The organism is Actinomyces gaoshouyii, from assembly GCF_002072175.1.
Classification (GTDB): Bacteria; Actinomycetota; Actinomycetes; order Actinomycetales; family Actinomycetaceae; genus Actinomyces; species Actinomyces gaoshouyii.
Map to the genome: position 1 here is coordinate 211,449 of NZ_MVIV01000001.1, position 14,795 is coordinate 226,243.

A 14,795-nucleotide genomic window follows, 5' to 3' on the forward strand; every position below is an offset into this window, starting at 1 on the left:
CCCTCCTTCTCCCTTTCATCGAGACCGGTCGAAATTAGGAGCGAGACCGGTCTGCGGACCGGTCTCGCTCCTAATTTCGACCGGTCTCGGCGAGAGAGGCGGGCTGGTCGTGCGGGAGCGCCTGGGCGCGGAGGCGCTGGCGGGCGCAAGAGAGGTGATCGGCGACGTCGAGTGCCGCAATGGGGCGGCCCTCGTGCCCCCGCCCCAGCGCCTGCCCGCTGGCCAGGCGGCCGGCGTCGGCATGGAGGCGCACGGACGCGGCGGCCGCGAGCGCGACCGCGTCCTCCAGGAGCAGGCCCGCCGCACCGATGCTGAGCTCACCGCGCTGGTGGCCCTCAGCGCGCTCGCGATCGGCGCGCACGGCCGCGAGCACCGCCCCGAGGGCGCCCGCGAGGACGTCCCCGCTGCCCGCAGTCGCCAACCAGCCCGGCCCGGCGTCGAGCGAGAGCACAGGCCCGCCACCGGGGCGCGCGATGAGCGCGGGCACGGCTTTGAGGATCACCGTTGCCCCGGTCGCCCCGGCGAGCCCGCGCGCGGCCGAAGCGGGGGCGGCCTCGACCTCCTCGCGCGTCGCCGGCAGCCCGAGGCCGCTGAGGAGAGCGGCGGCCTCGCCCGCATGAGGCGTGAGGACATGCTCTGGGCCGCAGATGAGCCCCTCGCCGAGAAGGTCGGGCAGGAGTGGGAGCGCCCCGGCGTCGATCACCGCCCACTGGCCCTCGCCGCTCCCCCGGCGCAGCGCGGCGCGCAAGGCGCCGCGCAGTTCCTCGGCCCGGGGCTGATCGGCGCGATGAGTGCCGGGACCGACGACGATCGCCTGGCACCGCCCAATCGCCGGGACCGCCTCGGGGCGGGAGGCGAGGACGAGGTCGACGGCACGCCGGGGCGCCTGGATCCGGGCCATGCCGACCCCTGCTCGGATGGCGCCGCTGACGGCGAGGACCGCGGCCCCGGGATAGGCCTCACTGCCCGCATGGAGGCCGACGACGCCGCGCGTGTACTTGTGGTCGGTGGCGCCGGGGGCGCGCAGGAGCGCGGCGAGCAGCGCCGGATCGGGAACCGAGGCGAGAGGCTCGCTCCCAGTCGGCACCGGCAATCCGAGATCGACGACGTCCACGCGCCCGCTCAGGGGTGCCGCGGGCGGCAGGAGGTGGGCGCCGCGCGGGCAGGTGAAGGTGACGGTGCGATCGGCGGCGAGCACGGGCCCCGGCAGGGAGCCGTCGTCCACGCCGACGCCGGACGGGACGTCGACGGCGAGGACGCGGAACGCCCGTTCCCCGGGCGCGCCCGCGGCGATGAGGGGCGCGATGAGCGCGGCGGCGCGCGGGCGCAGGGGCCCGCTGGCGCCGATGCCGGTCAGTCCGTCGATGATGAGATCGGCCGCGGCGCCGCCGAGGACGGGTGAGGGGGCGGGAGCGTCCGCGACCGCGACCCCGGCGGCGCGGGCCTCGCTCAGCGCCGCCCCATGCGGGTGGTCGGTGGCCGGCCGGGCCTCCACGCGGGCGCCACGGCGGGCGAGGAGGGCCCCGGCGAGGAGGGCGTCGCCTCCGTTGCGCCCACCGCCGACCAGGACGAGGACTCGGCTGCCGGCGACCGAGCCGCGCAACTCGCGCAGCTCGGCGAGGCAGGCGCCGGCGACAGCGCGGGCGGCCCGCCGCATGTACTGGTCGGTGCCTGCGGTCAGCGGCGCCTCGGCCCGGGCGATGGCCCGGGCCGGGTAGGCGGCGCGGCGGGCGAGCGTGGGGGTCGCTGCACACTCGGCGGCTTCGAGGACGCGGGCGTCGCTCATGGCGGTGGGCATCCGCCCCCTCACTCCACGGTGACGGACTTGGCCAGGTTCCTGGGCTGGTCGATGTCCAGTCCCTTGGCGCCCGCGAGCGCGGCGGCGAAGATCTGCAGCGGGACGACGGTGAGCAGCGGCGCCATGAGGGTGGGAGCGGCGGGGATGCGGATGATGTGCTCGGCGAAGGCGTCAACGGCGTCGTCCCCCTCCTCGGCCACCACGATGGTGCGCGCGCCGCGAGCGCGGATCTCCTGGACGTTGGACAGGACCTTGTCGTGCAGGATGGGGCGGCGGGGGGTGGGCACGATGACGAAGACCGGCAGCCCCTCCTCCACGAGCGCGATGGGCCCGTGCTTGAGCTCTCCCGCCGCGAAGCCCTCGGCATGGACGTAGGCGAGCTCCTTGAGCTTGAGCGCGCCCTCGAGCGCCACCGGGAATCCCACATGGCGGCCCAGGAACAGGAAGGAGGAGCGATCCGCGAGCTCGGCGCCCAGCGCCCGCACGACGCTCTGCTGCTCATCGAGGATCCACTGGACCTTATCGGGCATCTCGCCGAGCTTGGCGAGGTAGTCGGCAACCTCCTCGGGCCACTTGTTGCCGCGCAGCTGGGCGAGGTAGAGGCCCAGCAGGTAGCAGGCGGTGATCTGGGCGAGGAAGGCCTTGGTCGAGGCGACGGCGACCTCCGGGCCGGCGTGCGTGTAGAGCACGGCGTCAGCCTCGCGGGCAATGGTCGAGCCGTAGGCGTTGACGATGGCCAGGACCTTGCTGCCCTGCTCGCGGGCGTGGCGGACGGCCTGGATGGTGTCCATGGTCTCCCCGGACTGGGAGATCGCCACGGTGAGGGTCTTCTCGCTCACGACGGCGTCGCGGTAGCGGAACTCGTGGGCGAGCTCGATCTCCACCGGCACGCGGCACCAGTGCTCGATGGCGTACTTCGCGACGTGCCCGGCGTAGGCGGCGGTGCCGCAGGCGACGACGATGATCTTGTCGACGCTGCGCAGGACGGCGGGGTCGATGCGCATCTCGTCGAGCTGGATCTCGCCGCGCTCGTCGACGCGCCCCAGCAGGGTGTCTGCGACGGCGGCGGGCTGATCGTGGATCTCCTTGTCCATGAAGGTCTCGTAGCCGCCCTTGACGGCCGCTGAGGCATCCCAGGAGACCTCCCAACCCTTGGGCTCCACGATGCAGCCGTCCTTGTCCCACACGGTGACCGAGTCGGGGCGCAGGAGGAGGATCTGGTCATCGCCGACCTCGGCGGCGCGGGAGGTGAAGGCCACGAAGGCGGCGACGTCGGAGCCCAGGAAGTTCTCGCCGTCGCCCAGGCCGATGACCAGCGGGCTGGAGCGGCGGGCGGCGACGATCGCCTCGGGCGCCAGGGAGGTGACGGCCAGGAGCGCGAAGGCGCCCTCGAGGCGCTCGGTGACAGCGCGCATGGACTCCACGAGGACCTGCGCGGGATCGGCCGAGGGATCGGCGGCGGTCGCCTCGGCCAGGCGGGCGGTGAAGTCCATGTCGAGGATGTGGGCGGCGATCTCGGTGTCCGTGTCGGACAGGAGCGCGCGGCCCGCCTCCTCGACCTCGGCGCGCAGGGCGCGGAAGTTCTCGATGATGCCGTTGTGGACGACGGCGATACTGCCGGCGCGGTGCGGGTGGGCGTTCTCCGTCGTCGGCCCGCCATGGGTGGCCCAGCGGGTGTGGCCGATGCCGGCGGTGGCCGGAGCCGGCGGCTCGGCCGCGATGGCGGCGCGGAGGTTCTCGAGCTTGCCCGCCGCCTTGGCGACCTGCAGCCCTGACGGGCCGACGAGGGCGACGCCGGCGGAGTCGTAGCCGCGGTACTCCAGGCGGCCCAGGCCGTCGAGGAGGACGCAGAGGGTGCGCCCCTCAACCTCGGGGGTCGCGGCGGAGGAGATGACGGGGGCGAGGGGGCGGACATGCCCGACGATTCCACACATGGGGCGATCGAATCATGAGTGGAGGGCTCAGGAAAGCGCCATCCGCCGGGTCTTCTGTGATTCGCGGCAATCGACTGCGCGGACCTGCGCGTGATCTTGACGCATGCGTCAGACTTGGGCAGTGACCTCCTCGCACTCCCCCTACATCGAGTTGTCGCGCGAGCAGTGGCGGGCCCTGGCCTCCTCCACTCCCCTGCCCCTGGCGCAGGATGACGTCGTCAAGCTCCGCGGCCTGGGAGATCCCACGGACCTCACGGAGGTCGACGCCGTCTACCGCCCCCTGACCGCGATCCTCCAGGACTACATCCTCACCTCCCGGGAGCGAGCGCGCCGCACCGCCGGGTTCCTGGGCGTTGATACCCGCCCCACGCCCTTCGTCATCGCAGTGGCCGGATCGGTCGCGGTCGGCAAGTCGACGACGGCCCGCCTCATCGCCCACCTCCTGGCCCGCTTCCCGGGCACCCCTCGCGTGGACCTGGTGACCACCGATGGGTTCCTCCTGAGCAACGCCGAGCTGGAGGCGCGCGGGCTCATGTCGCGCAAGGGCTTCCCCGAGTCCTACGACCGGCGCGCGCTCGTGGAGTTCGTGGCCGCGGTGAAATCCGGGGCGCCCCGCGTCCAGGCCCCCGTCTACTCCCACAAGGTCTACGACATCGTCCCCGGTCGCAGCGTCGTCGTCGAGAGGCCCGACGTCCTGGTCCTGGAGGGGCTCAACGTGCTCCAGCCCGCCCCGAGGGGGCGCGCGGCCGCGGAGCACCCCGATGAGCCGGGAGGCCACCCGATGGCCTCCGTTCTGGCGGTGTCGGACTTCATCGACTTCTCGATCTACGTCGACGCCGATCCTGCCGATATCCGCCGCTGGTACCTGGAGCGCTTCCTCACTCTCAAGCGCACCGCCTTCAATGACCCGGACTCCTACTTCCAGCGCTTCGCGTCGATCCCCGACGACATCGCCCTGACGGCGGCCAGTGGGATCTGGGAGTCGGTCAACCTGGTGAATCTGCGTGAGAACATCGCCCCCACCCGCGCTCGGGCGACCCTCGTGCTGGTCAAGGGATCCGATCACCACATGCGCCGCGTGCTGCTGCGCAAGGCCTGAGTCCCCAGGACCGATGGTGCGGCGCCGCGGCCGCGCGCGCCACGGCCCGGCCCCGTCGGCAGTCCCGCCATGCCGACGGTCCTAGATGACCCCCATGATCTCCCCATTACTGTTGCGCCCACCACCGTCATGCCTGGGAGCCGCTCTCTTGGCGCCGCCGGGGCATGCCTGCTGAGAGGAGCCTCCATGCGCGTGGGAATCCCCTGCCAGGCGCCGGGCCATGCCCTGGCCGCCGCGACGCCGCGGACCGTCGCCCGAATCATCCGCCTGGGATACGACGTCGCCGTCGAGCGCGGCGTCGGGGAGGCGGCCCGCTTCCCCGATTCCGATTACGAGGAGGCGGGCGCTCTGCTCATCGACCGGGCGGGCGCGTGGGGGGCCGATGTCGTCGTCTCCACCGGGGCGCCCGGCACGGCCGAGCTCGACCTCATGCGCCCGGGCGCCACGCTCATCAGCCGCCTGGGCCCCGCGCGCAGCCCCGAGCTCCTCGATGAGCTGCGCCGACGCGGTCTGACGGCCCTGGCGATCGACACCGTGCCGCGCATCTCCCGCGCCCAGGCCATGGATGTGCTCTCGTCCCAGGCGAACCTCGCCGGCTACCGGGCGGTCATCGAGGCGGCCTCACGCTTCGGCCGTCTGCTGGGCGGGCAGGTGACGGCCGCCGGCAAGTTCCCGCCGGCCACCGTCTACGTCATCGGGGCGGGCGTGGCGGGACTCGCGGCGATCGGCACGGCTCACTCGCTGGGCGCCGTCGTGCGCGGCACCGACGTGCGCCCCGAGGTGGCCGACCAGGTGCGCTCCGTGGGGGCAGAGTTCGTGCCCGTGCCCACCGCGCAGGAGGTCTCCTCCGACGGCTACGCCAAGGAGATGAGCTCCGATCAGGCCGCCCTGGCCCGTTCCCTCTACGCCCGGGAATCGGCGGGCGCGGATATCGTCATCACGACGGCGAATATCCCCGGCCGCCGCTCCCCCATCCTCCTGGACCGCGCGGCCGTCGAGGCCATGCGACCCGGCTCGGTCATCGTGGACATGGCTGCCGCCAACGGCGGCAACACCGAACTGACCGTGCCGGGCGAGACCATCACCACCCCCGGTGGCGTCGCCATCATCGGAGCCACGGATCTGGCCGAGCGCCTCCCGGCCCAGGCCTCCCAGCTCTATGGGCAGAACATCGTCAACCTGCTCGCCCTCATGACTCCCGCCAAGGACGGGTTCCTCTCGCTCGACCTGGACGACGAGGTGGTCCGCGGCATCACCGTGTGCGCCGATGGCGAGCTCATGTGGCCGCCGCCGCCCATCTCGGTCTCGGCGCCGGCCGCGCCGGGTGCCGCGCCGTTGCGCTCCCCGGAGGAGGAGGCGGCCGAGCTCGCCGCCGCGGCCCGGGCCAAGGCGCGCTCCCGGCGGCGCCGCCTGGCCGGGATCATGGTCTCCGCCGCCCTGGCAGCGGCTCTCGTCCTGGTCACGCCGGCCGCTGTGACCAGCCACTACATCGTGCTGGCCCTGTCCATCATCCTCGGGTTCCACATCATCTCCAATGTCACCCCGGCCCTGCACACTCCGCTGATGTCGGTGACCAACGCGATCTCCGGCATCATCCTGCTCGGGGCCATCTCGCAGGTCGGCAATGCGAACCCGCTCATCAGTGCCATCGCCTTCGTCGCGGTCGCGCTGGCCACGATCAACGTTTTCGGCGGCTTCGCGGTCACCCACCGCATGCTCGCCATGTTCAGGAAGGACTGAGCCGATGCACGCAGCACTCGCCCTGCCCTCCCCGGTGGCGCTGGCGTATATCGTCGCCGCGCTCCTGTTCATCGCCGCGGCGGCGGGCCTGTCCCGCCATGAGACCGCCGTCATCGGCAACATCGCCGGGGCCGTCGGCATGGGGGTCGCCGTGGCGGCCGCCGTCGGCCTGGCGCTCACCTCCCACCCGGGCCGCGGCGTCGTGGCCACCGCGATCCTCATCGCTCTGGCCCTGGGGATCGGCGCGGTCATCGGCATGGTCCTGGCCGGGCGGGTCGCCATGACCGGCATGCCGCAGCTCATCGCCGTCCTCAACGGGCTCGTCGGCCTGGCCGCCGTCCTCGTGGGATACAACTCCTACGCCGCACCGGACGCCATGTCCCGCGCCCTCGGGGCATTCCACCTGGGCGAGGTGTTCCTGGGCGTTCTCGTGGGCGCCGTGACCTTCACCGGCTCGGTGCTGGCCGCCCTGAAGCTGTCCGGCAAGGTGCCGGGACGCCCCCTGGCCCTGCCGGGCCGCAACCTGCTCAATCTCGGGATACTGCTCGTCTCCGGCGCCCTCATGATCGCCTTCATGCTCCTGCCCGAGCATTCGCCCGCCGCCTGGGCGTGCCTCGGAGTGATGACGCTCCTGGCGCTCATCCTGGGGGCGCACCTCGTGCTGGCGATCGGCGGAGGGGATATGCCCGTGGTGGTGTCCATCATGAACGCCTACTCGGGCTGGGCCTCCGCCTTCACCGGCTTCATGATCAACAACGACCTGCTCATCATCACGGGCACGCTCGTGGGATCCTCGGGCGCCTACCTGTCCTACCTCATGTGCCAGGCGATGAACCGCTCCTTCATGTCCGTGCTCCTGGGGGGCTTCGGCACCGAGGGGGCGACGGCGTCCGGCGCGTCGGCACCCGAGGGCGCGATCGTCGAGATCGACGCCGCCTCCTTGGCGCGCGAGCTGCAGTCCGCCCGGCGGGTCGTCATCACCCCGGGCTATGGGATGGCGGTGGCCCAGGCCCAGTATCCGGTGGCCGTGCTCACCGAGATGCTGCGCTCCCAGGGCGTCGAGGTGAGCTTCGGCATCCACCCCGTGGCCGGCCGCCTGCCCGGGCACATGAATGTCCTGCTGGCCGAGGCGAAGGTCCCCTACGACCTCGTTCTGGAAATGGACGAGGTGAACGACGACTTCTCGGATGTGGACGTCGTGCTGGTCATCGGCGCTAATGACACGGTCAACCCGGCCGCAGAGGAACCGGGTTCCCCCATCGCGGGCATGCCCGTGCTTCGCGTGTGGGAGGCGGGGCGCGTCGTCGTCTTCAAGCGCTCGATGGCCACCGGATACGCGGGCGTGGCCAATCCCCTGTTCTTCAAGGAGAACACCGCCATGCTCTTCGGCGATGCCAAGAGCACGGTGGAGGACATCATCCGCGCCCTCGACTGAGGCCGCGCCGCCCTTCGCGCGAATGGGGCGGGGCCCGGCATCACGCCGGGGCCCCGCCCCGCATCCATGACTCCCCTCAGAGCGCGAGGCGCTCCTTGACGACGCCGGCGAGGCGGCCGGCGACGGCGTCGGCCTGCTCCTGGGTGGCGGCCTCCACCATGACCCGCACGAGGGGCTCGGTGCCCGAGGGGCGCAGGAGGACCCGCCCAGTCTCGCCGAGCTCGGTCTCCGCAGCGGCGACGGCGTCCTGGACGCCCTGGTCCGTGCCCGCAGCGCCCTTGTCCACGCCCTTGACATTGATGAGGGTTTGGGGCAAGCGGGTGACGATGCCGGCGAGCTCGGCGAGGCTCTTGCCGCTGCGCTTGACGCGGGCGGCGATGTGCAGGGACGTGAGCACGCCGTCACCGGTGGTGGCGTGGACGGTGTCGATGACATGGCCGGACTGCTCGCCGCCGAGCGTGTAGCCGCCGGCGAGCATCTTCTCCAGGACATAGCGGTCGCCCACGCCGGTCTGGACGGTGCGGATGCCGTGGTCGCGCATGGCCAGGATGAGACCCAGGTTACTCATGACGGTGACCACGAGGGTGTCGGAGCCGAGCGTGCCGTCGGCCTTCATGCCCAGCGCCAGCAGGCCCATGATCTGGTCGCCGTCGACGAGGTTGCCGTCGGCGTCCACGGCGAGGCAGCGGTCGGCGTCGCCGTCGTAGGCCACGCCCATATCCGCGCCCACGGAGGGCACGTAGCGCTGGAGCTGCTCGGGGTGGGTGGATCCGCAGTCGGCGTTGATGTTGAGGCCATCCGGGGAGGCGTTGATGACGATCACCTCGGCGCCCGCGGCGCGCAGGGCGGCGGGGCCCACGGTGCTGGCGGCTCCGTTGGAGGCGTCGACGACGACCCGCAGGCCCGACAGATCCGTGGCCACGGAGTCGACGAGGTGGTTGATGTAGTTCTGGTCGGCGACCGTCTCGCCTTTGATGACCCGGCCGACGTCGGCGCCGGTGGGGCGGTCCTCGATGCCCCCGAGCAGGGCCTCGATCTCATCCTCGACGGCGTCCTCGAGCTTGTAGCCGCCGCGGGCGAAGAACTTGATGCCGTTGTCGGGGAAGGGGTTGTGGGAGGCGGAGATCATGACGCCCAGGTCGATGTCCTGGGTGGCGGTCAGGTGGGCGATCGCCGGGGTGGGCAGGACGCCGACGCGGGTGACGTCCACGCCGGAGGAGGCCAGGCCCGAGCTGATGGCGTGGTCGAGGAACTCGCCGGAGGCCCGGGTGTCGCGCCCGACGATCGCTCGGGGCCGGGCGCCGCGGGAGCGCGCGCGGGCCTCCTTGGTCAGCACGCGGGCGGCGGCTTCGCCGAGCTGGACGGCGAGGGCGGGGGTGAGCAGGTCGTTGGCCAGGCCCCGAACTCCGTCGGTGCCGAAGAGTCGTGCCATGGATGGGCTCCTCTCGTGTCTGGATTCCGAGGAGCATCCTCCCACTGTCCGCCGCCTCGCGCACCGGCAACGACGCCGTGAGTGCTCCGAGTGCCATGACGGACGCCGCCCCGTCGGCCCCGCATGAGAGCGGGCGGACGGGGCGGCGTCGTCGATGAGGGGCGGCGGCGCGGGGGCAGCCGACCCGGAGCGGATCAGCGCTTGGAGTACTGCGGGGCGCGGCGGGCCTTGTGCAGACCGGCCTTCTTGCGCTCGACGATGCGGGCGTCGCGGGTGAGGAAGCCGGCCTTCTTGAGGGCCGGGCGGTTGGCCTCGCGGTCGATCTCGTTGAGGGCGCGGGCGATGCCCAGGCGCAGGGCGCCGGCCTGGCCGGAGATGCCACCGCCGTGGATGCGGGCCACGACGTCGAAGCGGCCTTCGAGATCGAGGATGGTGAAGGGGGCGCGCACGAGCTGCTGGTGCAGCTTGTTGGGGAAGTAGTCCTCCAAAGTGCGGCCATTGAGCGTCCACTTGCCGGTGCCGGGGATGAGCCGGACGCGGGCGACGGCCTCCTTGCGGCGGCCAAGGCCCGCCCCGGGAGCGGTGATGGACTGCCCGCGGCCCTCCACAGAGGTGCCGCCGGTCTCGGTGGTGTAGCTGGAGGGGGCGTTCTCCTCATCCAGCGCGTCGATGTCGACAGTGGTCTCAGCCACGATGTGTCCTTTGCTTGTCGCGGGGTGCCGAGCGCTGGAGCGCTTACTGGGCGACCTGGGTGATCTCGAAAGCCTGCGGGTTCTGCGAGGCGTGCGGGTGCTCGGGGCCGGCGTACACCTTGAGCTTCTTGAGCTGGGCGCGGCCGAGCTTGGTGTGAGGCACCATGCCCTTGATGGCCTTCTCGACGGCGCGCTCGGGGCGCGTCGCCAGCAGGTCGCGGTAGGAGACGGCCGTCAGACCACCCGGGTAGCCGGAGTGGCGGTAGGCGAACTTGCGGTCGGCCTTGCCATTGGTGAGGGCCACCTTGTCGGCGTTGATGATGACGACGTAGTCACCGCAGTCGGCGTTGGGCGTGAACTGCGGCTTGTGCTTCCCACGGAGCAGGTTCGCGGCCTGAGCCGCGAGGCGGCCGAGAACGACGTCGGTGGCGTCAATGACGTACCAGTTCTTCTCGACGTCGCCGGGCTTCGGTGTGTACGTGCGCACGGGCGTTGCCTTCGTTTCTCTTGGCGAGCGGTCACGTCGACGAGCGTTGAAGCGTCGCTGTTCGACGGGACCGCCATGGTCAGGTGAGGTGGTCGGAGCACTCGCGCCCCGGGGCGAGTGGGATGGCACCGCGGTTGCGCGTTCAGCGTGCTGCACGACGGTTACCCACATTACCGGCCCCTTGTCAGGGGGGTCAAAAGAAGGGACCGCGCTCCCGCCGTGAATCCCGCCACGCCCATGCCCGCCCTTCTCACCGAGACCGGTCTCGATCGTGATATCGACCGGTCTCGGCACAGGGGGCAGGGAGGGTTCGCAGGGCCCTGGCGCGCTCGGCCCGGTCGGCCAGCTCGTCATCCGCGGGGTAGCTCACCCGCTCCAGAGTGAGGCCATGGGCGGGGGCGACCGGCGCCGCGGCGTCCCGGCTCGCGCTCAGGAGGATCCGCGCGGGCCAGTCCTCATCCCTGCGCCCCTGGCCCACCGCGAGGCAGGCGCCCACGAGAGAGCGCACCATCGAGTGGCAGAAGGCGTCGGCGACGACGTCGAGCACCACGAGGCCCTCATCCGCCCCCTCGCGGCCGGTGGCGCCACCGGGGACGCGCGACCATTCCAGGCGCTTGAGCGTACGGATCGTCGTGGCACCCTCGCGGGGCTTGCAGTAGCCGAGGAAGTCGTGCTCGCCGAGCAATGGCGCGGCGGCGCGGCGCATGGCCCCGACGTCGAGGGCCTCGGGGATCCACAGCACGCTCCCCCGCCGCCCCGGATCCCGCGACCCGGCAGCGGGCCCGCCGTCGGCGATCCGGTAGCGGTAGGCGCGCTCGGTGGCGGAGAAGCGCGCATCGAAGCCCTCGGGAGCCTCGCGAGCCCCGTTCACGACGACATCGCTCGTCCCCCGCGGCGCGGTCCCCGCGCCCCCGCTGGCAGCGCTCTCGCGCGCTTCGCGGGCCAGGACACCGGCCAGCCGGGTCAGCAGCGCCTGCCCGGGAGCCCGGTCCGAGCGACCGGGGAGCGACCGCCAGGCCTCCTGCGCGACATCGAAGTGCGCGACCTGGGCCGCGGCGTGAACGCCCGCGTCCGTCCGCCCCGCGACGGTGAGCCGCACGGGAACGCGCAGCACCGTGCCGAGCGCCTCGGTGATCACCCCCTCCACGGTGCGCAGGCCCGGCTGCGCGGCCCAGCCCGCGAATCCCGCTCCGTCATAGGCCAGATCCAGCCGCACGCGCACCAGCGGATCGTCTCCGTTCGGCTCCTTGGAGTCCTCCATGCCCCTATTCGACCACGGGGCGAGCACCTCCCGAGTGGGCCGCGCCCCGGCCCTCGACCAACTCGGGGGCGTCGTCCCGAGCTTGGCGGTAGCGTCGCCCCCGTGAGCACGAATCCCGGAGTCCCGAGCCAGGCGAGCCGAGCAAGTCATCCCAGCCATTCCGCAGCGACCACGTTGTCCGTCGACTGCGGGGGCGGCGGCATCAAGGCCTCCGTCCTCGACGCCGAGGGAACCATCTGCTCTCGCGCCGTGCGCACGCCCACCCCCTACCCGCTTCCGCCGATGAAGCTGGTGGAGACGATCGCCGGCCTCGCTGAGCAGTTGCCCCGGGCCGAGCGGGTCACGGTGGGGATGCCGGGGATGATCCGCCACGGCGTCGTGGTCGCCACCCCGCACTACATCACGAAGGACGGCCCGCGCTCCAAGGTGCTCCCCGAGCTCGCCGAGGCGTGGCACCGCTTCGACATGGGCGCGGCCATCGCGCAGCGCCTCGGCCTGCCCTCGCTCATCCTCAATGACGCGGAGGTCGCCGGCGCCGGAGTCGTCACCGGCCACGGCCTTGAGATGATCATCACCCTGGGAACGGGCCTGGGCAACGCGGTCTTCGACAACGGCGTCCTGGCCCCGCACGTCGAGGTCTCCCAGGGCCCCGTCCGCTGGGGGCTCACCTACGACGACTACATCGGTGAGCACGAGCGACTCCGCCTGGGCGACGCCCACTGGTCGCGCAGAGTGCGCCGCGTCGTCGACGGGCTGCGCCCCATGTACCTGTGGGACCGCCTCTACCTCGGGGGCGGCAACTCCCGGAGGATCACGGCACTCCAGCTCACCCGCATGGGCGACGACGTCGTCGTGGTGCCCAATGAGGCGGGGATGACCGGCGGGGCGCGCTGCTGGACCATGGCTCGCCCCTGAGCCCGGCCGCGCCCGACGTCTCCCGCAACCAGGCGGGCCGGTCGCCCGCCTGGCCCGCCTGGCCCGCCCGCCTGCCGCCGGAGACGCGAGGGGCCCACCCGGATGATCCGGGTGGGCCCCTCGTCCTCAGTCCGGGTCAGTTCTCACTGGCCGGGACCGTGTGGGGATCAGGCGCGGCGTCCGCGGCGGACCAGGAAGAGACCGCCACCGACGACGGCGCCCGCGATGAGCACCGGAACCACGATACTGGCACCGGTCTTGGCCAGCGAGGGCTTGGAGGTGGGCTGGCTGGTGAACCGGGCCGGGGCAGCGGGGGCCGGAGCCGTGGGGCTCTTGGGAGCCTGGGCGCCGGGCTGCTGCAGAGCCGGAGCGGTCGGCATCGGGGCTTGAGCGGCGGCCTCGGTGGTGGCCGGGTCAGTCGGCATCGGGGCCTGGGCGGGGGCCTCGGTGGTGGCCGGGTCAGTCGGCATCGGGGCCGGGGCGGGGGCCGCGGTGGTGGCCGGGTCAGTCGGCATCGGGGCCTGGGCGGGGGCCTCGGTGGTGGCCGGGTCAGTCGGCATCGGGGCCTGGGCGGGGGCCTCGGTGGTGGCCGGGTCAGTCGGCATCGGGGCCGTGGTCTCGGGCGCCGACGCGGTGGTCTCCGGAGCGGGGGCCGTCGTCTCGGGCGCCGACGGCGTCGGAGCGGGGGTGGTCTCCCCGGGAGCGGACGGCGTGGCCGACGGCGTCGTGGTCTCCGGGGCGGAAGGAGGCGCGGTCGGCGGGGTGTTGCTGTCGTTCGGCGTGGTGGCCGTGGGGGTCGGCGCCGGGGTGGCGTTCTTGCCGCCCTGGGCGTTGCCGGAGCCGGCCTCGGTGGCGGTGATGCCGCTGCGCGAGAAGGTCTGGCCGTTCACCGTGGCGGTGTTGGCCTGAGCGGCCTTCGTGGGCTCAGTCGTGGTGTAGAAGCGGACGCGGCACACGGAGTCGGCGGACGGAGCGTCGAACTCGATCTGCTCCTGGGGCCAGCCGGGAGCGACCTTGACATCGGCGACGCCCTGGCCCTCCTGCCAGGAACCGGTGGTGCACAGGACGGAGTTGGCGATGTAGTTGGCACCCGGGTCCTTGACGACCCAGTGGGTGTTCTTGGCGCCGCCGGTGTTCTGGGCGCGCACCTCCCACATGAAGACGTACTTGCCCTGTTCGTTGATGCCGTTGAACCAGCCGGACTTGAAGGGGTTGGCCTCAGGGTAGTTGGGCTTGACACCGTCGCAGCCGGTGTCACAGGTGCCATCGCCGTCGGAGTCGCCGAAGACGATGGGCACGGTGGTCGGACCGACCTTGACGGTGCTCCGCTTGAGGTCGATGCCCTTGTTGTTGATCTGGGCCTGGGCGGTGAGCGTGCCGTCGGTGAGCCTGTCCCACTTCTCCGCGCCGGCGGTCAGGGTGCAGGTCATGTCCTGAGAGCCGACGGTGAACGTGCAGTTGCCGACGTCGGAGCCGTCCTGGTCGAGGAGGTCGAAGGCGAGCGAGCCGTGCCACTCCATGCCCTCGCCGAGCTTGACGGTGAAGGAGTCTCCGGTCTTGGGGGCGTCGGCCTCCCACTTGGCCTGGAGGCTCACCTTGTTCCAGGCCTCAACGGCGACGCCGTTGACCGGGCGCTGGCGGGCCTCGGAGGTGACCTTGACGTCGGTCACCTTGATGTTGTTGGAATCGGCGGCCTGAGCCTGTGTGCTCACGGCGGCGGGAACGAAGGCGCCTGCGGCAACGAGCGCGCCGGCGGCCAGAGCGGAAGACCGTCTCATGACTCTCCTCATGCGAATAAGGGACTGGTATGGCTGATCTGGGCATACCGCGCCCAAGGCGCGGCCACGCATCCAAACTAACGGAATCAGAGACAGATGTCTCGCCTACGTCACGGATTAACTGGCAGATCACATTTGCGTCACAGGATCCCGTGCTAGCGCAGGTCAGCAAGATTCCGCGAAATATACGGAGGGCTGGAGGCCTTGCGGCCCCCAGCCCTCCG

General features: G+C 72.1%; 11 protein-coding genes. 4 read left to right on the top strand and 7 right to left on the bottom strand.

Annotation, left to right across the window (positions count from 1 at the left end):
• Nucleotides 1-70: 70 nt before the first annotated feature.
• Together B1H50_RS00905 and glmS are read right to left on the bottom strand one after the other, a co-directional pair.
• On the bottom strand, nucleotides 71-1,786 hold the full coding sequence (locus tag B1H50_RS00905; RefSeq protein ID WP_095532447.1) for a bifunctional ADP-dependent NAD(P)H-hydrate dehydratase/NAD(P)H-hydrate epimerase: 1,716 nt from the start codon (nucleotides 1,784-1,786) through the stop codon (nucleotides 71-73).
• Between the two features lie 20 nt (nucleotides 1,787-1,806).
• Nucleotides 1,807-3,732 carry a glutamine--fructose-6-phosphate transaminase (isomerizing) gene (gene glmS / locus B1H50_RS00910; RefSeq protein WP_080461916.1) on the bottom strand — a complete coding sequence of 642 codons (1,926 nt, stop codon included), beginning with the start codon at nucleotides 3,730-3,732 and terminating at the stop codon, nucleotides 1,807-1,809.
• 103 nt (nucleotides 3,733-3,835) lie between these two features.
• Between glmS and coaA the strand changes: the two genes are divergently transcribed.
• The 3 genes from coaA to B1H50_RS00925 all read left to right on the top strand — a co-directional run bounded on the left by coaA (nucleotide 3,836) and on the right by B1H50_RS00925 (nucleotide 8,006).
• Nucleotides 3,836-4,831, top strand: coding sequence for a type I pantothenate kinase (coaA, locus tag B1H50_RS00915; RefSeq protein WP_188640682.1), 996 nt, complete (start codon nucleotides 3,836-3,838; stop codon nucleotides 4,829-4,831).
• 186 nt (nucleotides 4,832-5,017) lie between these two features.
• Nucleotides 5,018-6,571 carry a Re/Si-specific NAD(P)(+) transhydrogenase subunit alpha gene (locus tag B1H50_RS00920; protein ID WP_080461918.1) on the top strand — a complete coding sequence of 518 codons (1,554 nt, stop codon included), beginning with the start codon at nucleotides 5,018-5,020 and terminating at the stop codon, nucleotides 6,569-6,571.
• Between the two features lie 4 nt (nucleotides 6,572-6,575).
• Complete coding sequence (locus B1H50_RS00925; RefSeq protein WP_080461919.1) at nucleotides 6,576-8,006, top strand: NAD(P)(+) transhydrogenase (Re/Si-specific) subunit beta; 1,431 nt, start codon at nucleotides 6,576-6,578, stop codon at nucleotides 8,004-8,006.
• Between the two features lie 76 nt (nucleotides 8,007-8,082).
• Here the strand turns inward: B1H50_RS00925 and glmM are convergent, their stop codons facing one another.
• From glmM to B1H50_RS00945, 4 genes are all read right to left on the bottom strand, one after another.
• Entirely contained in the window at nucleotides 8,083-9,438 is a 1,356-nt protein-coding gene (gene glmM, locus B1H50_RS00930) for a phosphoglucosamine mutase (RefSeq protein ID WP_080461920.1), read from the bottom strand.
• Between the two features lie 194 nt (nucleotides 9,439-9,632).
• Complete coding sequence (rpsI, locus tag B1H50_RS00935) at nucleotides 9,633-10,130, bottom strand: 30S ribosomal protein S9 (RefSeq protein WP_080461921.1); 498 nt, start codon at nucleotides 10,128-10,130, stop codon at nucleotides 9,633-9,635.
• Nucleotides 10,131-10,173: 43 nt separating this feature from the next.
• Nucleotides 10,174-10,617, bottom strand: coding sequence for a 50S ribosomal protein L13 (gene rplM, locus B1H50_RS00940; protein WP_017177291.1), 444 nt, complete (start codon nucleotides 10,615-10,617; stop codon nucleotides 10,174-10,176).
• 250 nt (nucleotides 10,618-10,867) lie between these two features.
• The gene (locus B1H50_RS00945) at nucleotides 10,868-11,878 is read right to left on the bottom strand and encodes a tRNA pseudouridine synthase A (protein ID WP_080461922.1); all 1,011 of its coding nucleotides are present in this window, start codon (nucleotides 11,876-11,878) and stop codon (nucleotides 10,868-10,870) included.
• A gap of 174 nt (nucleotides 11,879-12,052) precedes the next feature.
• On the opposite strand from B1H50_RS00945, the gene B1H50_RS00950 reads away from it, so the two are divergent.
• Nucleotides 12,053-12,793 carry an ROK family protein gene (locus tag B1H50_RS00950; protein WP_080461923.1) on the top strand — a complete coding sequence of 247 codons (741 nt, stop codon included), beginning with the start codon at nucleotides 12,053-12,055 and terminating at the stop codon, nucleotides 12,791-12,793.
• A gap of 167 nt (nucleotides 12,794-12,960) precedes the next feature.
• Here B1H50_RS00950 and B1H50_RS00955 read toward each other — a convergent pair whose 3' ends face one another.
• Nucleotides 12,961-14,571: an Ig-like domain-containing protein gene (locus B1H50_RS00955; RefSeq protein ID WP_080461924.1), complete on the bottom strand. Its 1,611-nt coding sequence runs from the start codon at nucleotides 14,569-14,571 to the stop codon at nucleotides 12,961-12,963.
• Between the last annotated feature and the right edge of the window lie 224 nt (nucleotides 14,572-14,795).

What these genes read in the sequence shown, in the direction of transcription:
- B1H50_RS00905 (WP_095532447.1), bottom strand. Translation starts at nt 1,786, where the DNA reads ATGAGCGACGCCCGCGTCCTCGAAGCCGCCGAGTGTGCAGCGACCCCC.
- glmS (WP_080461916.1), bottom strand. Translation starts at nt 3,732, where the DNA reads ATGTGTGGAATCGTCGGGCATGTCCGCCCCCTCGCCCCCGTCATCTCC.
- coaA (WP_188640682.1), top strand. Translation starts at nt 3,836, where the DNA reads ATGCGTCAGACTTGGGCAGTGACCTCCTCGCACTCCCCCTACATCGAG.
- B1H50_RS00920 (WP_080461918.1), top strand. Translation starts at nt 5,018, where the DNA reads ATGCGCGTGGGAATCCCCTGCCAGGCGCCGGGCCATGCCCTGGCCGCC.
- B1H50_RS00925 (WP_080461919.1), top strand. Translation starts at nt 6,576, where the DNA reads ATGCACGCAGCACTCGCCCTGCCCTCCCCGGTGGCGCTGGCGTATATC.
- glmM (WP_080461920.1), bottom strand. Translation starts at nt 9,438, where the DNA reads ATGGCACGACTCTTCGGCACCGACGGAGTTCGGGGCCTGGCCAACGAC.
- B1H50_RS00945 (WP_080461922.1), bottom strand. Translation starts at nt 11,878, where the DNA reads ATGGAGGACTCCAAGGAGCCGAACGGAGACGATCCGCTGGTGCGCGTG.
- B1H50_RS00955 (WP_080461924.1), bottom strand. Translation starts at nt 14,571, where the DNA reads ATGAGACGGTCTTCCGCTCTGGCCGCCGGCGCGCTCGTTGCCGCAGGC.